The organism is Streptomyces sp. NPDC053560 (assembly GCF_044544605.1).
GTDB lineage: Bacteria > Actinomycetota > Actinomycetes > Streptomycetales > Streptomycetaceae > Streptomyces.
Genome location: NZ_JBITXI010000001.1, coordinates 706995 through 726709, shown reverse-complemented (window position 1 = coordinate 726709; position 19715 = coordinate 706995). Strand labels below are relative to the sequence as shown.

At 72.5% G+C, this 19715-nt stretch carries 17 protein-coding genes; 4 read left to right on the top strand and 13 right to left on the bottom strand.

Going from position 1 to position 19715, the window contains the following annotated elements; all coding sequences use genetic code 11:
• Positions 1 to 51 precede the first annotated feature (51 nt).
• The 3 genes from ACIGQF_RS02895 to ACIGQF_RS02885 all read left to right on the top strand — a co-directional run bounded on the left by ACIGQF_RS02895 (position 52) and on the right by ACIGQF_RS02885 (position 1964).
• On the top strand, positions 52 to 993 hold the full coding sequence (locus tag ACIGQF_RS02895) for an ABC transporter ATP-binding protein (protein WP_399704778.1): 942 nt from the start codon (positions 52 to 54) through the stop codon (positions 991 to 993).
• Complete coding sequence (locus tag ACIGQF_RS02890; RefSeq protein ID WP_399704585.1) at positions 986 to 1660, top strand: ABC transporter ATP-binding protein; 675 nt, start codon at positions 986 to 988, stop codon at positions 1658 to 1660. Before ACIGQF_RS02895 ends, ACIGQF_RS02890 begins: the two co-directional genes overlap by 8 nt.
• A 109-nt stretch (positions 1661 to 1769) precedes the next feature.
• On the top strand, positions 1770 to 1964 hold the full coding sequence (locus tag ACIGQF_RS02885) for a hypothetical protein (protein ID WP_399704583.1): 195 nt from the start codon (positions 1770 to 1772) through the stop codon (positions 1962 to 1964).
• Between the two features lie 49 nt (positions 1965 to 2013).
• Here ACIGQF_RS02885 and ACIGQF_RS02880 read toward each other — a convergent pair whose 3' ends face one another.
• Positions 2014 to 3276 (bottom strand): phosphodiester glycosidase family protein, encoded by a 1263-nt coding sequence (locus ACIGQF_RS02880; RefSeq protein ID WP_399704580.1) that lies wholly within the window; start codon positions 3274 to 3276, stop codon positions 2014 to 2016.
• A gap of 66 nt (positions 3277 to 3342) precedes the next feature.
• Here ACIGQF_RS02880 and ACIGQF_RS02875 point away from each other — a divergent pair, with 66 nt between their 5' ends.
• Positions 3343 to 4266, top strand: coding sequence for a phosphatidylinositol-specific phospholipase C/glycerophosphodiester phosphodiesterase family protein (locus ACIGQF_RS02875; protein WP_399704578.1), 924 nt, complete (start codon positions 3343 to 3345; stop codon positions 4264 to 4266).
• Between the two features lie 22 nt (positions 4267 to 4288).
• On the opposite strand, the gene ACIGQF_RS02870 is transcribed toward ACIGQF_RS02875, so the two are convergent.
• The 12 genes from ACIGQF_RS02870 to ssuE form a co-directional block, all read right to left on the bottom strand.
• The gene (locus ACIGQF_RS02870) at positions 4289 to 4909 is read right to left on the bottom strand and encodes an N-acetylmuramoyl-L-alanine amidase (protein ID WP_399704575.1); all 621 of its coding nucleotides are present in this window, start codon (positions 4907 to 4909) and stop codon (positions 4289 to 4291) included.
• Between the two features lie 363 nt (positions 4910 to 5272).
• Positions 5273 to 6688: a family 2B encapsulin nanocompartment shell protein gene (locus ACIGQF_RS02865; RefSeq protein WP_399704574.1), complete on the bottom strand. Its 1416-nt coding sequence runs from the start codon at positions 6686 to 6688 to the stop codon at positions 5273 to 5275.
• A gap of 148 nt (positions 6689 to 6836) precedes the next feature.
• A complete protein-coding gene (locus ACIGQF_RS02860) occupies positions 6837 to 8270 on the bottom strand; it encodes a family 2B encapsulin nanocompartment shell protein (protein ID WP_399704572.1) in 1434 nt (477 codons plus the stop codon).
• A gap of 281 nt (positions 8271 to 8551) precedes the next feature.
• Positions 8552 to 9982 carry a xylulokinase gene (xylB, locus tag ACIGQF_RS02855; protein ID WP_399704570.1) on the bottom strand — a complete coding sequence of 477 codons (1431 nt, stop codon included), beginning with the start codon at positions 9980 to 9982 and terminating at the stop codon, positions 8552 to 8554.
• A 61-nt stretch (positions 9983 to 10043) separates the two neighbouring features.
• Positions 10044 to 11009, bottom strand: coding sequence for an acetylxylan esterase (locus ACIGQF_RS02850; protein WP_399704569.1), 966 nt, complete (start codon positions 11007 to 11009; stop codon positions 10044 to 10046).
• A 184-nt stretch (positions 11010 to 11193) separates the two neighbouring features.
• Positions 11194 to 12036, bottom strand: coding sequence for an amino acid ABC transporter ATP-binding protein (locus ACIGQF_RS02845; protein ID WP_399704566.1), 843 nt, complete (start codon positions 12034 to 12036; stop codon positions 11194 to 11196).
• A 5-nt stretch (positions 12037 to 12041) separates the two neighbouring features.
• Entirely contained in the window at positions 12042 to 12827 is a 786-nt protein-coding gene (locus tag ACIGQF_RS02840) for an amino acid ABC transporter permease (protein WP_399704564.1), read from the bottom strand.
• Between the two features lie 33 nt (positions 12828 to 12860).
• Complete coding sequence (locus tag ACIGQF_RS02835) at positions 12861 to 13658, bottom strand: basic amino acid ABC transporter substrate-binding protein (RefSeq protein ID WP_399704561.1); 798 nt, start codon at positions 13656 to 13658, stop codon at positions 12861 to 12863.
• A gap of 185 nt (positions 13659 to 13843) precedes the next feature.
• Positions 13844 to 14764: a homocysteine S-methyltransferase gene (gene mmuM / locus ACIGQF_RS02830; RefSeq protein ID WP_399704558.1), complete on the bottom strand. Its 921-nt coding sequence runs from the start codon at positions 14762 to 14764 to the stop codon at positions 13844 to 13846.
• A gap of 13 nt (positions 14765 to 14777) precedes the next feature.
• Positions 14778 to 17729, bottom strand: a complete 2952-nt coding sequence (locus ACIGQF_RS02825) for a glycoside hydrolase family 2 TIM barrel-domain containing protein (protein ID WP_399704556.1) — start codon at positions 17727 to 17729, stop codon at positions 14778 to 14780.
• 71 nt (positions 17730 to 17800) lie between these two features.
• Positions 17801 to 18991 (bottom strand): SfnB family sulfur acquisition oxidoreductase, encoded by a 1191-nt coding sequence (locus ACIGQF_RS02820; RefSeq protein ID WP_399704553.1) that lies wholly within the window; start codon positions 18989 to 18991, stop codon positions 17801 to 17803.
• Complete coding sequence (gene ssuE, locus ACIGQF_RS02815) at positions 18988 to 19539, bottom strand: NADPH-dependent FMN reductase (protein ID WP_399704550.1); 552 nt, start codon at positions 19537 to 19539, stop codon at positions 18988 to 18990. The genes ACIGQF_RS02820 and ssuE overlap by 4 nt, the downstream gene beginning before the upstream one ends.
• Between the last annotated feature and the right edge of the window lie 176 nt (positions 19540 to 19715).

Below are 19715 nucleotides of genomic sequence, written 5' to 3'. Positions count from 1 at the left end.
GCGCCACCCCGGCCCGTGCTGTCCGTACGGGGGCTCTCCGTACGCTTCCGGATGCGCGGCGGCCGGCACATCGCCGCCGTCACCGACGCCTCCTTCGACCTCGCGCCCGGCGAGTGCCTGGCCCTGGTCGGCGAGAGCGGCTGCGGCAAGTCCGTGCTGGCCTCCGCGCTGCTCGGCCTGCTGCCGGGCAACGCGCGGACCGCCGGCTCCGCCCTGCTGGCCGACGCCGGCCGGGGACCCGCCGTCGACCTGCTGACCGCAGGCGAGCGCGAACTCGCCCGGAGCGTGCGCGGCCGGCGGGTGGGCCTGGTCCCGCAGAGCCCGGCCGCGCACCTCACCCCCGTACGCACCGTACGGGCCCAACTGGAGGAGACCGTCCGCGAGCTGACGGACGTCCCCCGCCATGAACTGCGCTCGGCTGCAGAGGGGGCAGCCGAGCGCGCGGCCTTCCCCGCCGACCACCTCGACCGGTATCCGCACCAGCTCTCCGGGGGCCTCGCGCAGCGCGCGGCCACCGCGCTCGCGCTGGTCGGCGAGGCGCCCCTGCTGATCGCCGACGAGCCGACCACCGGGCTGGACCGCGACCTGGTCGACCGCACGGCGGACGAGCTGCGCCGGCACGCCGAGGACGGACGCGCGCTGCTGATGATCACGCACGACCTCGCGGCGGCCGAACGGATCGCCGACCGGGTCGCCGTCATGTACGCCGGGCGGATCGTCGAACTCGGCGGCGCGAAGGACTTCTTCGGCGCCCCCGGGCCCCGGCATCCGTACGCGCATGGGCTGCTCGACGCACTCCCCGAACGCGCCTTCACGCCCATCCCCGGACAGCCGCCCGAGCTCGGCGCGCTCCCGGACGGCTGCGCGTTCGCCGCCCGCTGTACGCACGCCACAGCAGCCTGCGAGACCGTCCCCGAGCCGGTCGACGGCGTGGCCTGCCACCACGTACCGACGGACGCGCAGGCCCGCGCACAGGAGCCCGCCGATGCTTGAACTGTCGGACATCACCGCCGGCTACGACCGCGGCAGCCCCGTCGTCCGTGATGTCTCCCTGCGTGTCGCGCCCGGTGAAGCGGTCGGGCTGCTCGGCCCCAGCGGCTGCGGCAAGTCCACGCTCGCCAGGGTCGCCGCCCTGCTGCACCGGCCGGAGCGGGGCAGCGTCGTGGTCGACGGGCAGGCCGCGCCCGGCTGGCGGCATCGCGCACCGCGCGCCCTCCGCACCGCCTTCGGCGTCGTCTTCCAGCAGCCCCGCCTCGCCGCCGATCCCCGGCTGCGCCTCGCCGACCTGATCGCCGAGCCGCTGCGGGCGAACGGCAGCCGGGGTGAGGCGGCCGAGCGGCTCGCCGAGCTGGTGCCGCGCGTGGGCCTGAGCCCCGACTTCCTCGGCCGCCGTCCGCACGAGGTCAGCGACGGCCAGCTGCAACGCGCCTGCCTCGCCCGCGCTCTGATCCTCCGGCCGCGCTGGCTGATCTGCGACGAGATGACCGCGATGCTGGACGCGTCCACCACGGCCGCACTGGTCGCGGTGGTGGAGGAGTACCGGCGGATGACCGGCGCCGGCCTGCTGGCCGTCGGCCACGACCGGGTGCTGCTGGAACGGTGGTGCGACCGCACGGTCCGCTGGGAGGCGCTGGCGGGCGACGCCGACGCTGTCCGGTGACCCGCAGTGATCACCCGTTCGGCGGACGCCCGACAGCCGGGCGAAGGGCGCGAAATACGCCAAACTGGCGCCGTTGATGGCCCGTTCGGGCCACCGAGGGAGGTTCGCCATGGCCATTTCGATCTCAGTCTTCGTGCTGCTTGTGGTGCTCGCCGTCGTCTTCCTGCGCAGCGGCCAGCTCAAGGTCTCGCACGCCATCGTGTGCATGCTCCTCGGCTTCTTCCTGGCCGGCAGCAGCATCGCCCCGGACATCAGCAACGGCCTGTCCGGCGCCGCCGACCTGGTCAGCAGCGTACGGCCCTGAGAGGAGCACCCCTCGGGGCCGTACGCGTACGGGTGGGGGCGGGCCGCGGTCAGGGCTGCCGTGCGAACACCCCGATCCCGTTCGGCACCGGGCGTTCCGCGCCGCCCGAGGGGTTGTTGCGCACGGTCGCCGTGGCGCTCCCCGGCTCGCGCAGGACCAGCGTCGTGGACCCGCCGCCGTCCAGGTTCATCGCGTCCCGGGCGCCGAGCCGCTGCATCAGTCCGGCGAGTTCACCGATCGTCAGACCGGCGTTCCCCTTCGTGCCGTCCAGCGCGAGCAGGTACAGCACATGCCCGCCTACGCCGATGCCCGCCGCGGTACGCACCGCCGAGGCAACGGTGTCGAGGCCGGGAAGCGGGGCGCCGTCCCGCACGATCGGGAAGCCGCCCACCGCGAACCGCAACGCCGCCGGCCGCTGCCCCACCAGCCGTTCGGTGATCCGTACCCGCTCGCCCACCGACAGCTTCCGCAGCTGCTGAGCCCCTTCCTCGCGGCCGACCAGGACAGTCGTGCCGTCGGCCACTCCGCCGCGCCCCGGCGTGTCCGCGATCCGCTCGACGTGGCCGTGGCGCACCGTGACCTCCGCGGTGTCCGTACTGCACGGCGCCGCCCGGTCGGTGTCCGTACCGCACGTGGCGCGGACCCGCGACGTGGTGCCCCACTGCGACGTGTACGCGCCGATGCCGCCGACCGGCAGCGCGTACAGGTTCAGGCCACGCAGCGGAACCGTTCCGCCCGGCGTGGTCACCGAGCCCCGCAGGGACAGCCGGTCCAGCCGGGCCCGCCGGTCGGCGTCCACCGTGAGCACGTCCTCGGTCGTCGTGCCGGGCGGCAGCGCGGGCCCGAACCGCTGCCCGTCCGGCACCGCCGACTTCAGCGGCCGTCCCTCGGAGATCGCGGGCCCGACAGCGGCTCCCGTCGGCTCGACGCCCGGGTGCTGAGTCTCCGTTATGTTGAAGAAGTCACCGTTCACCCCGGCCACCGCGCCCCGCGCCCCGGCCATCGCGGACACCGCCTGCCGTGCCCCGACAGCGCCCGCGTCCAGCAGACCGACCGACACGCCCGGTCTGGTCAGGTCCACCGTCACCAGATGCCCCCGCACGGTGCCGCGCGGCACCGCCATCGAGAACTGCCGGTACGTCACCCCGGACGCCGCCGGGGCCGCCCGGCCCGTCCGGAGCACATCCACCGAGGCGGCGGCGCTCCCCCCGCCCGCCACCCCTCCGCCGGCCAGTGCACCGGCCGCCACCAGAACCGTCAGAACCGCGCGAACACGACCGAATCGCTGCTTCACGATCACCCCAGTTGTCACGCCAACTGTCCTTTGGGCCAACGAAGTACACCACTGACCGAAGCCATCGGGAATCCCGGAGATGTCATGAATCACTCCATTCCGAGAAAACCGTCCCTCCGCAGTCGTTCGTACACCGGCGCCGGCCCGTTCACGCGCAGAAGCGCCGTGGCGTCGATATGCGCCGCTCTGCTGGCGGGGGCGGTGCCGCCGGCCGCCGCCAGCGGCACGGGTCCGCACCGGACGGCGGAGCGCGGCCCGGCACCGCTGCGCCGGGCGCACGCCCATAACGACTACGCGCACGACCGTCCGCTCCGCGACGCGCTGGACCACGGCTTCGGCAGTGTGGAGGCGGATGTCTGGCTCGTGGACGGCCGCCTGCTGGTCGCCCACGAGGAGGCGGAGCTGGACCCGCGGCGCACCCTGGAAGCCCTGTACCTCGATCCGCTGCGGTCGCTGGTCGCGGCCAACGGCGGCACGGTCTTCAAGGACCACCCGCTGTCCCTGCAGCTTCTCGTCGACCTCAAGACGGCGGGCGCGCCGGCCTATCAGGAGCTGGCCCGCCGCCTGCGGCCGTACGCGCCGATGCTCAGCGTCTGCGCGGCGGGCCGGGTCCGTACGCGTGCCGTCACCGCCGTGGTCTCGGGCGACCGCGGGGCCCGTGCGCCGATGGCGGCGGAGCGGGTGCGCCGCGCCTTCTACGACGGCCGGCTCACCGACCTGGGGACCGCGGCACCCGCCACCTTCATCCCGCTGGTCTCCGCGAACTGGTCGGAACGGTTCCGCTGGGTGGGCGCCGGGCCGATGCCCGCGGCAGAGCGCGCCGAACTGCACCGGATCGTGGCCGCCGCCCATGGGGAAGGACGGCGGCTGCGGTTCTGGGCCACGCCCGACGCACCGGGCCCCGAACGCGACGCGGTGTGGCGGGAACTGCTGGCGGCGGGCGTGGACCACCTCAACACCGATGACCTCGCGGGGCTGGAGCGCTTCCTCCGCGCGGCCGGCCGGTGATGCCCGGAGGCGCGGACACCGGCTACCGGAGGGACGCCTTCACCAGACTCATGTAGCGCGACCAGTCCCAGTAGCGGCCCGGGTCCGTGTGGTCGGTCCCGGGCACCTCCACGTGCCCGATGATGTGCTCACGGTCGACCGGTATGCCGTACCGCACGCAGACCGCGGCCGTGAGCAGCGCCGACTGCCGGTACATTGCCTGGGTGAACCAGCTGGGCTGGTCCACCCAGCCCTCGTGCTCGATGCCGATGCTGCGGGTGTTGTAACCCCAGTTGCCCGCGTGCCAGGCCACATCGTCCTCGCGGACGAACTGGCCGATGTATCCGTCGGCCGAGCGCACGCAGTAGTGCGCGGAGACCTGCTTCTTGGGATTCTGGAAGATCTTCACGGTGTCGGCGTACGTCTCCTGCGTGACGTGGACGATCACCCTGTCGATGCCGTACTGGGACGGGCGGTTGGCCGCGGTGAAGTTGGCGGCGGCGGCCGGGGTCCAGTGCACGTCGGGGTAGCCGGCACGGAGGGCTCTGCCGGCGCGGTGGGGGGCGGCGTGCGCCTGGCCGGTGCCGAGGGGGAGGAGGGCGGCGGCCGCGGCGGCGCCGGTGAGCAGTCTGCGGCGGGACGGCTGAGGACTGTCGTGCTGCATGCGATCTCCTGCCAGAGGACCATGGGGGGAGGGGGAAGCTCGCGTACCTGCCACGGCTCACGCGCCATGGCGTAATGTCATGGACATGCGGCTCCGCCATGATGCGGAACCGCACGCCCATTGCCAAGGTTCTTCCCGGTCCGCCACTGGCTCGACCAATAACGGCGCAAAAACTTCCGGCGCCGCACCGCCCCGGCTCCGTCCACACCTTCGCCACAACAGGAGTACGGCGACGGCACCGTGAGCACCATCGCCGTCGCACTCCCGAAGAGCGCCTCTCGCCGGGGAGGCGGAAGAACTCCTACGGGGAGGTGTCCGGCCCCTGCTGCGGCACCGCACAGCCCGCAGGGACCGGCGGGCCCCTCAGTGCCCGATCTCGACGTCCTCCAGGACGCCCAGCGCGTCCGGCACCAGCACGGCTGCCGAGAAGTACGCGCTGACCAAGTACTTGATGACCGCCTGTTCGTTGATGCCCATGAAGCGCACCGACAGGCCGGGCTGGTACTCGTCCGGAAGGCCCGTCTGGTGCAGACCCACCACACCCTGGTTCTCCGCGCCCAGACGCATGGCGATGATCGAGCTGGTCTGGTCGGGGTTGACCGGGATCTTGTTGCAGGGCAGCAGCGGAATGCCGCGCCAGGCCCGCACCTCCTGGCCGCCGAACTCCACCCCCGTGGGATAGATGCCGCGGGCGTTCCACTCCCGGCCGATGGCCGCGATGGTGCGCGGGTGCGCCAGCAGGACCTGGGTCTTCCGGCGGCGGGAGATCAGCTCGTCCAGGTCGTCCGGGGTGGGCGGGCCGGAGCGGGTGTGGATGCGCTGCTTGAGATCGGCGTTGTGCAGCAGGCCGAACTCCTTGTTGTTGATCATCTCGTGCTCTTGCCGCTCGCGCAGCGCCTCGACCGTCAGCCGCAGCTGCTGGTCCAGCTGGTTCATCGGGTCGTTGTACAGGTCGGCGACCCGGCTGTGAATCTTCAGTACGGTCTGCGCGACGTTGAGTTCGTACTCCCGCGGCGACAGTTCGTAGTCCGCGAACGTGGCCGGCAGCTGCGGCTCGCCGACGTGGCCGGAGGTCACCTCGATGGCCGCCTCGCCGTGCTTGTTCTGCGCGGGGATCAGCGCGCTGCGGAACTGCTCGATGTGGCTGCGCAGCGCGTCGGACTGCCCGGCGACTTCCTCGTATGCGGAGCGGGGCAGCACCAGTGCGGTGCCCCGGGTCACGGCGCGTACGGTGTGCTCCCAGGTGCCGTCCCCGGAGAGCAGCGCCGTGGCGCCCGTGTGGTCGCCGTCGGCGAGCACGCCGAGCACGGTGTCGTCGCCGTACTTCCCCTCGCCCACACGCTCCAGCTTGCCGTGCGCGATCAGCACGACCTGGTCCGTGGGCGTGCCGCGCTCGATGAGCACGTCACCCGGTGCGAAGTCGCGCTGCTCGAAGCGGCCGGCCAGGCCCTCCAGCGCGGCCTGGTCGGTCAGTCCGCGCAGCGGCGCCAGCTCCCGCAGCTCGACGGGGATGACACGGACCTCGCTGCCCGTGCTGGTGAACTCCACCCGGCCGTCGCCGAGAGTGTGCGAGAGCCGCCGGTTCACCCGGTACGTACCGCCGGAGACCTCCGTCCAGGGCAGGACGCGCAGCAGCCAGCGGGAGGAGATCCCCTGCATCTGCGGCACGGTCTTCGTCGTGGTGGCCAGATTCCGGGCCGCCGCCGTGGCGAGGCTCGACCGGGCCTGTTCGTTCGCGGAGTCGTCGAGGCCGGATGCCGGGTCGAGCGAAGTGGTCATGGAGAAGCTCACCTATTCCTGTGCCGGTGTGAAACGTGCGGCCGCGGGGCCGCCCGGTGGGGCGGGCGGCATTCGGCGGGGGTACCGTCCCCCGGTGTGTGCCGCGCGGCGGCTGAAATTGCTGCCTCGGTGGCCTGAATTACTTGCCTCAGTGGCCGATGGACACGTCGTCGAGAATTCCGAGCGCGTCCGGGACGAGCACGGCCGCGGAGTAGTAGGCGCTCACGAGGTAGTTCATGACGGCCTTGTCGTCGACGCCCATGAAACGGACGGAGAGGCTTGGCTGGTATTCATCGGGAATTCCGGTCTGGTGCAGCCCGACGACACCCTGACGCTCCTCGCCGGTACGCATCACCATGAAGGAGGTGGTGTTGTCCGCGCCGACCGGGATCTTGCCGCTGGGGAAGATCGGCACCCCGCGCCACGACGGCAGGGAGTGGCCCATGAAGTCCACGGCGGTCGGGTACAGGCCACGCTTGCTGCACTCCCGCCCGAAGGCCGCGATGGCCTTGGGGTGCGCCAGCAGGAAGGACGGCTCCTTCCATACGGTGGACAGGAGTTCGTCCAGGTCGTCCGGGGTGGGCGGGCCACTCCGGGTGGGGATGCGCTGCCGCGGGTCGGCGTTGTGCAGCAGGCCGAACTCGCGGTTGTTGATCATCTCGTGCTCTTGCCGCTCGCGCAGCGCCTCGATGGTCAGCCGCAGCTGCTCCTCGACCTGGTTCATCGGGTCGTTGTAGAGGTCCCCGACGCGGGTGTGCGTGCGCAGCACGGTCTGCGCCACGCTCAGCTCGTACTCCCGCGGCTTGAGTTCGTAGTCCACGAACGTGCTGTCCAGGAGGGGCTCGCCGCGGTGGCCGGAAGCGATCTTTATGGCCGCCTCGCCGCTCTCGTTGTGCGGCGTCGGCGCTCCGGACTGCTGCGCTTCGAGGTGGTCCCGCAGCCCCTCCGAGCGGTCCCGGATCTCGGCCAGCGCGCTGCTCGGCAGGGAAAGGACGGTCACCCGGGTCACCGCGCGGTAGGTGAACTGCCAGGTCGCGTCCGTGTCGGTGAACGGCTCGTCACCGAGGTGATCGCCGCCGGCCAGCGCGCCGAGCACGGTCTCGTCGCCGTACTTGCCCGCGCCGATCCGGTCCACCCTGCCGTGCGCGACGAGCACGACGCGGTCGGCGGGCCCCCCGGCCTCGGCGATCACATCACCCGCCGCGTACTGCCGCCGCTCGAACCGCTCGGCGAGCGCGGTGAGCACCTCGCCGTCGGTGAAGTTCCGCAGTGCCGGCAGCTCGCGCAGCTCGTCGGGGATGACGCGCAGGTCCCCGCCTTCCGAGGCGAACTCGATGTGTCCGTCCCCGATGGCATAGGTCAGGCGCCGGTTGACCCGGTACGTGCCACCGGAGACCTCTACCCAGGGCAGCAGACGCAGCAGCCACCGCGAGGTGATGTTCTGCATCTGTGGCACGGTCTTGGTGGTGGTCGCCAGATTGCGCGCGGCAGTCGTGGCCAGACTGGTCAGGTTCACATTCTGGCTTTCGCCCGCGGTGTCGGAGAGTGTTTCTTCCGGAACCGTCACAGCTGCCCCACCCATCTCTGGAAGAAGTTGAAATCGGCTATCCGCCGAACAGAGAAGGTAGTCGCACTGATTTTATCTGCACAATCCCTCAAATGAGTGGCATGAAATAGGAATTGACTGGATAGGCTCGCCGGAATAGCTGTATCCCCGGGTGTGCACCCGCCGGTCGGGGTGCAAATATGCGCTGGCGTACGACTGCACGCACGAAGGGCGGCGCCCGCGGGGCTGTGCGGGGCGGCGCCCACGGGGCTTCTATGGGCGGCGCCCGCGGCGGCCCCCTTCGTGCGTGGGGAACCTCACGCCCCGAAGAGGGGCCCCGCCGCCGTGAGGGTCCCCGTCAGCCGCTCCCACGCCGCCGCGTCCCGCTCGACCGCTTCGAACCGCTCGCCCCGGCCCGTTCCCCAGCGGCGCGCCACCGCCGCCGGATCCTCACCCAGCAGCAGCCCCGCCGCCTGCGCCGCCGCGCCCAGCGCCACCAGTTCGCCTTCGTCCGGTACCACCACGGGCCGGCCCGACAGCCGACGTACGGTGTCCCGCCAGGCCTGCCCGCGCGCCCCGCCGCCGATCAGCAGCAGTGCCTCGTCCGCCGCCGTTTCGGGCCCCGCCACCAGGTCCAGCGCCCGCAGCAACGCGAAGACCGCGCCGTCGTACGCCGCCTGCAGCACCTGCCCGCCCGTGGTGTCGTGCCGCAGGCCGTGCAGCAGACCCGTCGCCTCCGGGAGGTTCGGCGTGCGCTCGCCGTCGAGGAACGGCAGCACCACCGCCGAGCCGCCCGGCTCCACGGCCTCCCGGCCCCGGCCCAGCAGCGCCGCCATCCGGTCCACCGCGAGCGTGCAGTTCAGCGTGCAGGCGAGCGGCAGCCAGTCGCCGCGCGCGTCCGCGAACCCCGCGACCGTGCCGGTCGGATCGGCCGGGCGCCGCCCGGTCACCGCGTACACCGTCCCCGAGGTGCCGAGGCTGATCACCGGGTGGCCGGGGCGCAGCCCGAGGCCGAGCGCCGCCGCCATGTTGTCGCCCGTACCGGCCGCCACGAGTGCGCCGCGCGGCAGCGGCAACGAGCCGGGCCGTACGGTCCCGGCCGCCTCACCGGGGCGCGCGACACGGGGCAGCATCTCCGACCGCAGCCCCACGTGGTCCAGGATCTCCTTGTCGTAGCTCCCGGTGGCCGAGGACCACCAGCCCGTCCCGGAAGCGTCCCCGCGGTCGGTGACGGCCTCGCCGGTCAGTCGCTCGGTGAGGTAGTCGTGCGGCAGCCGTACCGCGGCGGTGGCCCGCGCCGCCGCCGGCTCCCGGTCGCGCAGCCAGGCCCACTTGGCCACGGTGAACGACGGGCCCGGCAGACTGCCCACCCGCTGAGCCCAGGCATCCGGGCCGCCCAGCTCCTCGATGAGGCGGCGGCTCTGCGGCGCCGGCCGTACGTCGTTCCACAGCAGCGCAGGCCGCACCGGACGCCCGGCCGGGTCCAGCGTCACCAGTCCGTGCTGCTGGCCCGCGACGGAGACGGCGGACGCCTGCCGCGCCGCGTCACCGCAGGCCTCCAGCGCCTGCCCGAGCGCGTCCCACCACTCTTCGGGGCCGCTCTCCTTGCCGGGGCCGGCGGTGACGGTGTGCGGCGCCTGGCCCCGTGCCGCGACCTCACCCGTCGACGCGTCCACGACCAGCACCTTGGTCGACTGCGTGGAACTGTCCACGCCGACCACCAGAGGTCCCGCTCCCCACGCGCTCATCGCCACTCCTCCCTCAGGTGCCCGGCCTGCGCCGGTACTTCATGGGCCCGCGGACGCGGCCTCATGCGAACAGCTCCCGTACGAACATGATCTCGTCCGCCTGATGGTGCGTCCCGCCGCCCTCGTGGCCGTTGAACCGCCACACCCGAAGGTCCTTCGGGCCCGCGTAGTGGTGGTACGCGGCGAAGCCGGTGGACGCCGGAGTGACGGTGTCGGCCAGGCCCGTGCCGAAGAGCGCGGGAGCCTCCGCACGGGCGGCGAAGTTCAGCACGTCGAAGTGGTCCAGCGTGTCCAGCGCGGCGTCGATGTGCAGCCGCTCCCCGGCGAAGTACGCGGCCAGTTCGGTGTACGGGCCGGTCTCGGCCACCTCCACGGCGCGCCGGATGTGGGCCATGAACGGCACCCGCACCAGTGCGGCGGCGAGCCCCGGCACCAGCCCCGCCACCGCGAGCGCCTGCGCGCCGCCCTGGCTGTTGCCCTCGACGACGATGCGGTCCGGGTCCACCGCCGCGTGTTCCCGCGCGGCCTCCACGGCCCGTACGGCGTCCGTGTAGAGCCGGCGGAAGTAGTACGCGTCGGGGTCGAGCACGCCCCGCGTCATCATGCCGCCGACGGACGGGTTGTCGGAGCCCACCGGGTCGGGGGTGTCGCCTGACCGGTTCGGGCCGGTCTGGCCCCGGGGGTCCATCACGAGGGTGGCGTACCCGGCGGCCGGCCAGAGCAGCCAGTCGTGCGGCAGGCTGCGTCCGCCCCCGTAGCCCAGGTACCGCACGACACAGGGGAGCGGCCGTCCAGCGCCCCTCGGGACGAGGAACCAGCCGCGGACACGGTGCCCGCCGAACCCGGAGAACTCCAGGTCGTAGGTGTCGAGCAGGTCCAGGCCCACGTCGACGGGGGTGAAGCGTGCGTCGAGGGGGAAGGCGCGCGCCTCTTTGAGGGTGCGCTGCCAGAAGGTGTCGAAGCCGGCCGGTTCGGGCCGGGCGGGACGGTAGGTGCGCAGGTCTTCGAGGGGCATGTCGACGAACACCGGCGGGCTCCTGAGGCTCGGGGAAAACCGATCACCGGACACCATGCCCGGTGGGCGGCCGGTACGGCCACGGGCGGGCGCCACGCGTCTCCGCGCGCCACCCGTCCGTACGGCCGCGTACGGGCCGGGGGCGTCCGTACGGCCCCTCAACCGGCCCGGGGGCCGCTCCGGCCTTCCGCGGGGCTCAGCGGTCCACGCGCTTGCCCTCCGGGCCGGTGTCGGCCACCTCGCCGACCTGGGCCGCCGCCGGGTCCAGCACGCGGGCCAGGAAGGTACGCGTCCGCTCGTGCTGCGGGGCACCCACCACACGGTCCGGCGGCCCCTGCTCGACGATCACCCCGCCGTCCATGAAGACGACCCGGTCAGCGACCTCCCGCGCGAAGCTCATCTCGTGCGTGACGACTAGCATGGTCATGCCCTCGTCGGCGAGCGACCGCATGACGGCGAGCACGTCGCCCACCAGCTCCGGGTCGAGCGCGGAGGTCGGCTCGTCGAACAGCATCAGCTCCGGGTCCATCGAGAGCGCGCGGGCGATGGCCACCCGTTGCTGCTGGCCCCCGGAGAGCTGGGCGGGGTAGGAGCGTTCCTTGTCGCTCAGTCCGACGCGCGCCAGGTTCGCCCGCGCGACCCGTTCCGCCTCGGCCTTCTCGCGGCGCAGCACACGCCGCTGGGCGATCGTCAGGTTCTCCAGCGCGGTCAGGTGCGGGAAGAGGTTGAAGGACTGGAAGACCATCCCGATCCGGCGCCGCACCCGGTCGATGTCCACGTCCGGGTCGGTCACCTCGGTGCCGGCCACCACGACCGTCCCCGAGGTGGGCTCCTCCAGCAGGTTGACGCAGCGCAGCAGCGTCGACTTGCCCGACCCCGAGGGGCCGATGACACACACCACCTCGCCGCGCCGCACCGTGAAGTCGATGCCCTTGAGCACTTCGAGGTCGCCGAAGGCCTTGTGCAGCCCGGTGACCTCGATGGCGGTCGGGTTCCCGGCCGCGGGCGCCCGGCCCGTCGCCGCCGAGTCGGTCGTCATGCCGGTCACCTGGCCTTCGCGGTACGGGCTTCGAGCCGCCGGACCAGGTGGCCGAGCGGGAGGGTGATGACGAGGTAGAGCAGGCCGGCCACGAGGATCGGGGTCAGGCTCTTGTACTCGTTGAGTGCGTCCCGTCCGAAGTTGGCCAGCTCGTACTGGCCGAGCGACAGCCCCAGCAGGTACACCAGCGAGGAGTCCTTGGTCAGCAGGATCAGCTCGTTGGTGAGCGGCGGCAGGACGATGCGGAACGCCTGCGGGATGACGATGGAGACCATCGCCCGGCCGTGCGACATGCCGAGCGAGCGGGCCGCCTCGGTCTGGCCCTTGGGCACGGCCCGGATGCCCGCCCTGATGGTCTCCGCCATGTAGGCGGCGCCGACCAGTCCCAGGGAGAGCATCACGGTGACGTACTGGTCCAGTGCGACCTCGAAGGCGAGCGGCACACCGAAGCCCAGCGCGATGAAGACCAGAAGGGCGGGCACGCCCCGGAAGAACTCGATGTACGTGACGGCGATCCAGCGGTACGGCGGCACCGAAGAGAGCCGCATCAGCGCCAGGACGAGCCCGACCACCAGCCCGAATCCGAAGCCGAGCAGGGTGTAGAGCACCGTGTTGACCAGCGCGGTGGTGACGATGTCGGGGAACAGGTCCGCCACGATGCCGACATCGAAGAAGGCCCGCTGCAGCTGGCCCCAGTCGGCGACCAGCGCCACGACGACCACGACCAGGACCAGAAGGGCGTACTGCGACCCGCGGACCGCGCGGGTCCGCTGCCGTTTGGTCAGGGGCATGCGGGCAGAGCTCCTCAGGGTGGGCGGTGGGGATCAGCTCTGCGGGGTGGTACCGAACCACTTCTTGTAGATGCGGTCGTAACTGCCGTCCGACCTGGCCTTCTTGAGGGAGGCGTTGATCTGCTTCAGGAGTGCGCCGTTGCCCTTGCGCACTGCGACCCCGTACTGCTCACCCGTGTCGAACTCGGCGGTGACCTTGGTGTCGGGGTTGGACTTGACGTAGTCGAGCAGCACGCCGTTGTCCATGATGGCGGCGTCCACCTTGCGGGTCTTCACTGCCGTGAGCAGCAGCCCGAGGTCCTCGTACTCCACGAGGTCCACGTCCTTGCCGGCGTGCTCCTTGGCGTAGATGCCGCCGGTCGTGGCCTTCTGGTAGCCGAGCTTCCGGCCCTTGAGGTCCTCGATCCTCTTGTAGGGCTCGCCCTTCTTCGTGATCAGCGCCTGCGTGGCGTTGAAGTACGGGTCGGAGAAGTCCATGACCTTCTTGCGCTCCGGCGTGATCGTCATGCCCGCCGCGGCCAGGTCGCACTTGCGAATATTGAAGTCCTGGCCGGTCTCGATGCCCTCGAAGGGCGTGTTCACGACCTCCTGCTCGACCTTCATGTCCTTGGCCACGAGGTCGATCAGGTCCACGTCGAATCCGACGATCTCGCCGCCCTTCTTGACCTGGAAGGGCGCGTACGGCAGGTGGGTGCAGGTCTTGAGCGTCCCCTTGGACACCAGCTGCAACCCGGAGCCCTGGTTCCCCTCGGACTTCGTGCTGGTGCAGCCGGCCGCCAGGGCGACGGCCGCGACGGCGGCTATGACAGGCAGCGACGAGCGAGCTGACACCGGTCCTCCAGGGAAAGGTGAAGATCAACAGCAGTCTGCTGACGGCGAGTTGCGCTGAATCCTGCCACCGGCCGTGTCCGCTGTCTCCGCCGTGAGGGTTGCGTCTGCATAACGACCTTGATCCGCCACGCACGGGGAACGGCCCCGCCGTACACGGGCGGGGCCGCTGCTCTGCAGGGGGAGCGTCAGGGCGTGAGGAGGCCGGCGAGGGCGGAGACGGAGTCGGGGCCCACGCGGCAGCAGCCACCGATGAGGCGTGCGCCGCCCGCCGCCCACGCCGTCACCCGTTCCGCCGTGAACGTCGCGCGACCGCGCCACGCACGCGCCTGCGCGTCCCACTCCTCACCGCTGTTCGGATAGACCACGACGGGCTTGCCGGTCATGCGCGCCGCCGTCTCCACCGCCGCGTCCGCGTCTTCCGGCACGCAGCAGTTGACCCCTACGGCCACGATCTCCGGCGCCTCGGCGGCGAGTGCGAAGGCCTCCTCCAGCGGCTGCCCGGCCCGCGTCCGGCCGCCCTCGACGCTGTACGACAACCAGGCCGGTACCCCGAGGCCGCGCACCGCGCTCACCAGCGCCCGCCCCTCGTCCGCGTCCGGCACCGTCTCCAGCGCCAGTACGTCCGGCTCCGCCGCCGCCAGCACCTCCAGCCGCGGCCGGTGGAACCGCTCCAGTTCGCCGACGCTCAGTCCGTACCGGCCGCGGTACTCCGAACCGTCCGCGAGCATCGCGCCGTAGGGGCCCGCGGAGGCCGCGACGTACAGAGGGCCCGGCACGCCGTTCTTCATGGCGCGCCGGGCGGCCTCCCGGGCCAGCTCCACACTGCGGCGCAGCAGCCCGGCCGCCGTCTCTCCGTCGACGCCGCGCCGCGCGAAGCCCTCGAACGTGGCCTGGTAGCTGGAGGTGATCGCGACCCGGGCGCCCGCCTCGTAGTACGCCTGGTGCGCGGCGGTGATCGCCTCCGGCTGCTCGGCGAGCAGCCGGGCCGACCACAGCTCGTCACTGAGGTCGTGCCCGGCCGACTCCAGCTGGTTGGAGAGTCCGCCGTCGAGGACGACGGGGCCGCCGGCCAGGGCGGCCACGAAGGAGGGGGAGGTAGTGCTCATACGGTGAAGCCTGTCATTCCACCGTCCGGAAAGTGAAGGCGAACGCGGCCGGAGCGGCTTCGAGGCGGTAGCGGGGGAGCACCCCGGGGCCGCACGACTGGCTGCCGATCCCGTGCTGCGCGTGGTCCAGGTGGAGCCACACGCGGTCGCCCGGGACGAGGTCCGGCGCGTGCCGGGCGGCGTCCAGCTCCTCCGTGGTCCACCTCCGGGCCGTGAGGAAGAAGTCCGGCTCCCCTTCGACGCGCAGCCCGGTCCCGTCCGGGCGCGTCAGCTCCGCCCAGCGCACGCCGATGCGCGCACCGTTCTCCTGCGGTCGCACGTACGGGGTCTGCCACTCGTCGACCGACAGCACCCAACGGCCCACGCGGGCCGCTGCGGACGTGTCCGGGTACGCCTCACCCGGACCGCCGCCGAACCACCGCACGGCGCCCAGATCGCCGCCGACGCCCATCCGCAGCCCTAGCCGGGGCAGCGCGACCGGCCAGTCGCCCTCCGGCGTCACGGCCACCTCCAGCCGCAACGCGACGCCGTCCGAGATCCAGCGATGCACCACCGCGAAGCCCAGTGCCGTGGCGGCCGGCGCGACCCTGGTGCGGACGATCAGCGTGTCCCCGTCCGCCACCACCGCGTCCGTGCGGTGCCGCATCCGGTGCAGGCCGATCCGCCGCCACTCGGGACCGCAGCGCTGCCCCGGCTGCCAGGGCGCGCCCTCGTCGTTGTCCGTGGGCGCCCGCCAGATGTCCAGCCGCGGGCCGGACACCGGCCGGCCGCCGAGCCCGCTCAAAACCCCGGTGGCGGCGTCGAAGACACCCGGGCCGAGCGCGATCGTGCCGTCCTCGCCCCACCGCGGTGCCACGGCCGCCACGACCGGGCGCGGTACCGGGCGCGGCCCGGCGGGCAGCTGGCCCCACGCGACTTCGTGCCCGGCGGCGGCCCAGGCGGTGTCCTCGGCCAGGACCGCGCGTACCGTCCACAGTGCTTCACCGGCCGCAGCCCCGTCGGCGGGCGGCGGCAGCTTCAGCTCGGCGCTCTCGCCGGGCAGCAGCGGCGGCACCGCGAGCGTCCCCTCCGTGACGGCGCGGCCCTCCACCTCGTAGCGCCACGGGAAGACGAGCGCCGACAGGTCCGCGAAGTCCTGCAGGTTGGTGACACGCACCGCTCCCGGGGCGGCGTCCGGCCCGGCCGCCTCGATGCGCACCGGCTCGATGACCTTCTTGTACTCGATCAGCCCCGGCGAGGGTGTGCGCTCCGGGAACACGAGCCCGTCGCACACGAAGTTGCCGTCGTGCAGCTCCTCCCCGAAGTCGCCCCCGTACGCGTGGTAAGGGACGCCGCCCGCGGTCTCCTGCCGCAGCCCGTGGTCGATCCATTCCCACACGAAGCCGCCCTGGCAGCGCTCATAGGTCTCGAACAGCCGCTGGTAGTCACGCAGCCCGCCGGGCCCGTTGCCCATGGCGTGCGCGTACTCGCACAGCACGAAGGGCAGGTTGCGGCGCCGGGCGTCCAGTGCCGCGTCGTCCAGCGGCTCCTCCGTACGCCGCCCGATGCGTTCCACCTCGGCGTGGTCGGCGTACATCCGGGAGTAGACATCGGTGTCGGCGCAGCTGGGGTCGCCTTCGTAGTGCAGCGGCCGGGACGGGTCGCGCTCCCGCATCCACGCGGCCATCGCGGACAGCCCGCGGCCCGTACCGCATTCGTTGCCGAGCGACCACATGATGACGGACGGGTGGTTCTTGTCGCGCTCGACCATCCGCCGGGCCCGGTCGAGCAGGGCCGGCGTCCACCGCTCGTCGTCGACGGGGTTGCCCCGCCAGCCCTGCTGGGCGAAGCCGTGCGTCTCCAGATCGCACTCGTCGACCACCCACAGCCCCAGCTCGTCGCAGAGCTCCAGGAAGGCCGGGTGGGGCGGGTAGTGGCTGGTACGCACGGCGTTGATGTTGTGCTGCTTCATCAGCAGCAGGTCGCGCCGCATGACGTCCGTGGTCAGCGCGCGCCCGTGCGCCGGGTGGAACTCGTGCCGGTTGACGCCGCGCAGCAGCAGTGGCCGCCCGTTGACCTTCAGCAGGCCGTCCTCGACGGCGACCGTGCGGAACCCGATGCGCAGCCGCACGCGCTCCCCGGGGGTGGCCAGCTCCGCGTCGTACAGTCGCGGCGTCTCCGCCGTCCACGGCTCGACGGGAACCGTCACGCTCTCGCCGGTCGCCAGGTCCATGCCCAGTTCCGGCACGGTCACCCGTCCGGCCGGAGCGCAGTCCAGCCGAAGGCTGCCGCTCCCGGTGCGGTGGTCGTACTCGGTGTGTACGAAGACGTCCCGCACCGCGCCTTCGGGACGCTGCAGCAAGTCCACCTCCCGGAAGACGCCGGGCAGCCACCACTGGTCCTGGTCCTCCAGGTACGTGCCGGACGACCACTGGTGCACACGGACGGCCAGGGTGTTGCGCCCGGGCCGCAGCAGCGCCCCCACCTCGAACTCGTGGGGCAGCCTGCTGCCCTTGAAGTGGCCCAGCTCCTCGCCGTTCAGCCATACCCGGGCGCAGGACTCGACGCCCCCGAAGCGCAGCACGGTGGAACCCGCCGGCCAGTCTTCCGGCAGGTCGAATGCGTACCGTTGGTCACCGGTGGGGTTCTCGTCCGGCACCCGCGGCGGATCCACGGGGAAGGGGTAGCCGGTGTTCGTGTAGGCCGGGGCGCCGTGCCCCTGGAGCACCCAGTGTCCCGGCACGGTCAGCCCGGCCCATGCCGAGTCGTCGTACTCGGGGCGGGCGAAGGTCTCGTCCTCCGTGGTCGCCGCCGGCGACAGCCGGAACCGCCAGGTCCCGTTCAGCGACAGCCGCCGGGCGTCCGTCCCGGGCAGCCACGCGGCGGGCGGCAGAGTGCCGCTCCCCGGCGACACGTCTTCGTAGTACGGCACGTCTTCCTCGGAATGCGCTTCGTCTCGCGGCACGTCTTCCTCGTACGACACCATGCCGCCAGCGAAGCACGCGCGTCCTCCGATTGCGACCACATCCGCGTGTTCACCGGGGGTGCGCCCGCCGTTCAGAGGAGGCCGTGCCGGGGCGGTCGGGTGCCGTTCAGCACGTACCGGCCGATGTGCTGCACCTTCCAGCGCACCGGGTCGTGCAGCGTGTGGGTACGCGCGTCGCGCCAGTGCCGGTGCAGGTTCAGCCCGTTCAGTGCGGCGCGGGTGCCGGCCGCTTCGAAGAGCGCGCTGCCGGCCTCCACCGCGGCACGGGCGGCCTGCACCTTCGCGGCGGCCACCGCGATCGACGCCTCGGCCGCGCTGTCGTCGGTGAGGCCGACCGCCGCCGTGTCGACCGCGCGCGCGGCCTCGGAGAGCAGCGCGCCCGCCGCCCGTACGGCCAGCGCCAGCTCACCGAACTGCTGGATGAGCAGCGGATCCTCCGCCGCGGTTGCCAGCCCGCTCTCGAACCACGGGCGGCTCTTGACCCGGACAAACTCCACCGCTTCGGAGAGCGCCCCCTCGGCGATCCCGGTGTCGATGGCCGCGTGCAGCAACTGCGCCAGCGCACCGTGCAGCTGCGGGCCGCGGAAGGTGAGGTGGTGCGGCACCACACGGTCCCGCGGGACGAGTACGGATTCCAGGCGCACCGTGCCGCTGGCGGTGGTCCGCTGGCCCATGCCGTCCCAGTCGTCCACGACGGTCACGCCGGGTGCGTGCCGGGGGACGTAGGCGACGTACAGCTCCTCGTCGGCCCCGCGGGCCAGCACCGGGATCCAGTCCGCGAACAGCGCGCCCGTGGAGTAGTGCTTGGTGCCTTCCAGGACGTACGACCCGTCCGGCTGCGGGACGAGCCGGGTACGGATGTCCTGCACGTGCTTGGTGCCCGCCTCGGACTGCGCGTTGCCCAGCCGACGTCCGGCCAGCACCTCCTGGAAGAAGAACTTCCGCTGCTCCTCGTCTCCCTGGCGGCGCAGCACCGCGACGTACACGAAGTGGCTCTGCGGGATCTGCGCCAGGCTCGCGTCAGCGGTGGCCAGCAGCCGGAAGACCCCGGCGAGCGTCTCGGCCGACACCTCGGCGCCACCGTGCTCACGCGGCACGGTGATGCCCAGCAGGCCGCTGTCGGAGAGCCGGTCCAGTTCGGGGCCCGGCAGCCGGCGCTCGGCGTCCCGGCGGGCCGCGCCGGTGCGGAACTCCGCCGCCAGCTCGGCGGCTACCGCCAGCGCCTCCGCGTCGTCGGCGATCACATGAGCGGTGCCGGTCATGCCGCCACTCGCAGGGGCGCGCGGTCCAGCGCCGTCGAGAATTGGCCGAGCACACCGTCCAGCGCCTCACGTGTCTCCGGTGCCACGTGGACCCCGCCGCCCTCCTGCACGGTGATGTCTCGGTCCAGGACGAACCAGCCCGGCACGATGTGCGAGGCGCCCATGGAGGACAGCACGGGCCGCAGCGCGTAGTCGATCGCGAGGACGTGCGCGGTGGAACCGCCGGTGGCCAGCGGCAGCACGGTCTTCCCCGAAAGCGCGTACTGGGGCAGCAGGTCGAGGAGGGACTTCAGCAGCCCCGAGTACGCGGCCTTGTAGACGGGCGTACCGACGACGATGCCGTCGGCGGCCTCGACGAGCCGGGCCGCCCGGACGATCGCCGGGTGGCCGAAGTCCGCGCCCAGCAGCGCCTCGGCGGGCAGCGTCCGGACGTCCAGCGGGATCACCTCGTGTCCCTGTGAGACGAGTGTGGCGTCCAGGTGGCGCAGCAGTCGCGCCGTACGGGATGTGGGGGAGGGGCTCCCGGAGAGGGACAGCACGGTGGCCATGGATGTTCACCTCGAGGTGTGTGGTGCGGAGTCTGTGGTGGTGTGGAGCACGAGTACCGAGCGGGTTCGGCGTTACGAGTACCGAGCGGGAGCGGTCCTACGGGGGCGGGGGGGGGGGGCCGCCCCCCCCCGCCCCCCCCCCCCCCCCCCCCCCCCCCCCCCCCCCGCCCACCCGG

Coding starts and splice junctions, on each gene's coding strand:
- ACIGQF_RS02840 (WP_399704564.1), bottom strand. CDS start 12,827: ATGCCCCTGACCAAACGGCAGCGGACCCGCGCGGTCCGCGGGTCGCAG.
- ACIGQF_RS02820 (WP_399704553.1), bottom strand. CDS start 18,991: ATGACCGGCACCGCTCATGTGATCGCCGACGACGCGGAGGCGCTGGCG.
- ACIGQF_RS02875 (WP_399704578.1), top strand. CDS start 3,343: ATGAATCACTCCATTCCGAGAAAACCGTCCCTCCGCAGTCGTTCGTAC.
- ACIGQF_RS02890 (WP_399704585.1), top strand. CDS start 986: ATGCTTGAACTGTCGGACATCACCGCCGGCTACGACCGCGGCAGCCCC.
- ACIGQF_RS02860 (WP_399704572.1), bottom strand. CDS start 8,270: ATGGGTGGGGCAGCTGTGACGGTTCCGGAAGAAACACTCTCCGACACC.
- ACIGQF_RS02885 (WP_399704583.1), top strand. CDS start 1,770: ATGGCCATTTCGATCTCAGTCTTCGTGCTGCTTGTGGTGCTCGCCGTC.
- xylB (WP_399704570.1), bottom strand. CDS start 9,982: ATGAGCGCGTGGGGAGCGGGACCTCTGGTGGTCGGCGTGGACAGTTCC.
- ACIGQF_RS02845 (WP_399704566.1), bottom strand. CDS start 12,036: ATGACGACCGACTCGGCGGCGACGGGCCGGGCGCCCGCGGCCGGGAAC.
- ACIGQF_RS02865 (WP_399704574.1), bottom strand. CDS start 6,688: ATGACCACTTCGCTCGACCCGGCATCCGGCCTCGACGACTCCGCGAAC.
- ACIGQF_RS02895 (WP_399704778.1), top strand. CDS start 52: ATGCGCGGCGGCCGGCACATCGCCGCCGTCACCGACGCCTCCTTCGAC.
- mmuM (WP_399704558.1), bottom strand. CDS start 14,764: ATGAGCACTACCTCCCCCTCCTTCGTGGCCGCCCTGGCCGGCGGCCCC.
- ACIGQF_RS02870 (WP_399704575.1), bottom strand. CDS start 4,909: ATGCAGCACGACAGTCCTCAGCCGTCCCGCCGCAGACTGCTCACCGGC.
- ACIGQF_RS02825 (WP_399704556.1), bottom strand. CDS start 17,729: ATGGTGTCGTACGAGGAAGACGTGCCGCGAGACGAAGCGCATTCCGAG.
- ssuE (WP_399704550.1), bottom strand. CDS start 19,539: ATGGCCACCGTGCTGTCCCTCTCCGGGAGCCCCTCCCCCACATCCCGT.